The sequence below is a fragment of the Mycobacterium sp. genome, assembly GCF_049802695.1.
Classification (GTDB): domain Bacteria; phylum Actinomycetota; class Actinomycetes; order Mycobacteriales; family Mycobacteriaceae; genus Mycobacterium.
On the sequence record NZ_JBARMY010000363.1, the window covers coordinates 1 to 2792 of the forward strand.

At 64.6% G+C, this 2792-nt stretch carries 3 protein-coding genes and 1 pseudogene; 1 reads left to right on the forward strand and 3 read right to left on the reverse strand.

Going from position 1 to position 2792, the window contains the following annotated elements; translation table 11 throughout:
* Positions 1 to 150, reverse strand: a pseudogene (locus WA317_RS15010) (acyl-CoA synthetase); the annotation flags it as partial.
* A gap of 169 nt (positions 151 to 319) precedes the next feature.
* On the opposite strand from WA317_RS15010, the gene WA317_RS15015 reads away from it, so the two are divergent.
* Positions 320 to 547 carry a hypothetical protein gene (locus WA317_RS15015; RefSeq protein ID WP_425173784.1) on the forward strand — a complete coding sequence of 76 codons (228 nt, stop codon included), beginning with the start codon at positions 320 to 322 and terminating at the stop codon, positions 545 to 547.
* Positions 548 to 574: 27 nt separating this feature from the next.
* Here WA317_RS15015 and WA317_RS15020 read toward each other — a convergent pair whose 3' ends face one another.
* A complete protein-coding gene (locus WA317_RS15020; protein ID WP_425173785.1) occupies positions 575 to 2095 on the reverse strand; it encodes a long-chain-fatty-acid--CoA ligase in 1521 nt (506 codons plus the stop codon).
* Between the two features lie 10 nt (positions 2096 to 2105).
* Positions 2106 to 2792 (reverse strand): esterase/lipase family protein (locus WA317_RS15025; protein ID WP_425173786.1); only part of this gene is annotated, 687 nt, incomplete at its 5' end.

Sequence of the window (2792 nt, forward strand, 5' to 3'; positions counted from 1 at the left end):
CACCAGCGCAGCACCGCTGACCCGTTCCGCCACCGACGTCGACGCGCCGACCAGAGCGCTGCGGCTCAACGTGCTGTCACCGACGCGCACGGCGTCGCCGATGTCGGCCGCAGCGGTAACAGCAGCGGGGTTCAGCGAGGCCAGCAGCACGTGGGAGAGGCTACCCGGCAAGCCCGATCGCCAGTCCGGGCCGTCGCCGTGCGGATCGTCGTGGCGAGCGAGTTGTGACCCGGTCTGCAATGTTTTCGTGACGAAATCGCCACCTGGCCTTAGTAGCTTCCCTGCTGGAATAACCCGCCTGAACAAAGGAGTTGCGCCTATGGTCGAAATCCCGCCGATGATCACCGACTTCGACGTGGATGCTGTTGCTGAAAGCTTTTTGTGCTCCCCGTACTCCGGTCCGAAATACGTCGACTGGTCTCTGGATCGACGCATCGACACCTTCTTGCGCCGGCATGGGTTCACCTGGATCGCCGACGACGGAGATGTGTCAAGCACAGTGCTCTACCGCATCATGACGTTCGGCGGGCGCCAGACCACTGCATGAGCCCTCGCGGTGCGGACCCTTGCCTGCTCAGGGCCGCAGTTCTTTCTTGAGCACTTTCCCGGTCGGGCCGGTGGGCAATTCGTCGATGATCCTGACCTCGCGTGGGTACTTGTAGGCGGCCAGGCTTTCCTTGCAGTGCGCGATGAGTTCCTCGGGTTCGACGCTGGCGCCGTCTTTCGCGACGACGAAGGCCAGCACCTCCTGGCCGAGTTTGTCGTCCGGCTTGCCGATCACCGCGGCGGCGGCGACGGCGGGGTGATCGAACAGGACTTCTTCGATCTCGCGGGGGTAGACGTTGTAGCCGCCCCGGATCACCAGATCCTTTTTGCGGTCGACGATGAAGAAGTAGCCGTCCTCATCGCAGTAGGCCAGGTCGCCGGTGTGCAACCAGCCGTCGCGCAACGCCTCGGCGGTCGCTTCCGGTTTGTTGTAGTAGCCCTTCGTCACGTTGTGCCCGCGGACGACGATTTCACCGACATTGTCTTCGCCGGGCGGCAATTCGGCGCCGTTCTCGTCCACCACCTTGACCGACACACCCCAGATCGGTTTGCCGATCGAGAGTACCTTGCGCTGTTCGGCGTTGATGTTGAACGTCGTCGTCGACGCCGTCTCGGACAGACCGTAACCCTCCAACACCACGACGCCGGGAAATTTTTCCTCGAAGGACCGGATCACCTCGCCGGGCATCGCGGCGCCACCGGATACCCCGACCCGCAACGCCGACAGGTCATGGCCTTCGGTGTCGGCTTCCAGCAGCGCGAAATACATTGTCGGAACACCGGAGAAGATGGTGCAGCGGTGGTGGGTGAGTTCGTCGACGACCGCCTTCGCGTCGAAACGCGGCACCAGCACCATACTCCCGCCGTAGCGGACGGTAACGTTGAGCACACTGGACAAACCGAAGACGTGGAAGAACGGCAGCACCGCCAAACCGACGTCATCGTCCTGGAATTCAAACAGCTCGCCGGCCACCGTGCAGTTCATGAACAGCTGAAAGTGCGTCAGCTCAGCGCCCTTGGGTTTCCCGGTGGTCCCTGAGGTGTAGATGATCACCGCGGTGTCGTCGCCGTTGGTCGGCTCCAGGTCACCGATGTCGTCGGCGAAGTAGAGTTCATCAAAATGCTTTGTGCCGTCCGGACGCTGGTCGTTGCCGGGAAGGTTCACCACGTAGGTCTGCAAGCCTTCGATGTCACGCGCGCCGTGCATCGCCTCTTCGGCGAAGGTCTCGAAGGTGATCAGCAGCCGCGCCTGCGAATCCTGCAGGTGATAGCGGACTTCCGGCGCCCGCAGCAGCGGGTTGAGCGGCACCATCACCGCGCCGGCCTTCAGGATGCCGAAGTAGGAGAACAAGAACTGCGGCAGGTTGGGCAACTGGACCGCGACTTTGTCGCCGCGGCGCACGCCCAGGTTGCGCAGGCTGGTGGCGAGGCGCCCCGAGATCTCGTCGACCTCGGCGTAGCTGAAGGAGCGCTCACCGATGTGGCAGAGCGCCTTGTCGGGATGCGCGGCGCGGGATTCGGCAAGCATGACGGCGAGATTGAATGTCATCGCTCGGTCCTCAGTTCGTGTCAGGCAAGGTGGATTGCACATGGTTTGGAGCGCTACACTCGCGCAGCGTCTCGGGTCGTGGGAACAACGGGCGTAACACTGCCGGCGGCCGAAACGGCGCCCATTCGCCCTGCGGCTGCGCCAGCCGGTCCGCGATCGCCCAGATCACCGCGGGGTTGTGGCCGAAGCCGAAGTGGCTGCCGATCACGGCGATGTTCTCCGCGGTCGGCGAGCGCAGGTCGAGACACGCCTGCCACGCCACCACGCCGTCGTACTTGGAGTAGATCGAGGTCGCCGGCACCGAAAGCGGTTCGGTCTCCAACTGCAGTGGCACCGGGGCCCGCTCGACATGCAGGTGAGAGAACCGCTGGAAGGCCGCGCCGGCCCGGGTCTGATTGTGGTTCGTGAGGCGAAACGGGCTGCCCAACGTGATCACCTGCCGCACTGCTGACGGGGCGCGGCGGCCGATTCCGCGCGCGAAGATGCCGCCTAAACTCCAGCCGATCACGCTGACCGGGGCGTGGTATCGGCGATCCAGGTCCTCCAGTCGCTCAGCCATCCCGGCGACCGCCTTTGCCGTCGGACCGATGTTGCGGCCAAGGCGCCAGCCGTGGACTTGATAGCCCAGGTCCCGCAGGATGCGCCGCAGCGGCCGGGTCGAGCCGTCGCCGGCCAGCAACCCCGGCAGCACCAGCAC

Excerpts from the sequence above, each read along its gene's own strand:
- WA317_RS15020 (WP_425173785.1), bottom strand. The coding sequence starts at position 2,095 with ATGACATTCAATCTCGCCGTCATGCTTGCCGAATCCCGCGCCGCGCAT.
- WA317_RS15015 (WP_425173784.1), top strand. The coding sequence starts at position 320 with ATGGTCGAAATCCCGCCGATGATCACCGACTTCGACGTGGATGCTGTT.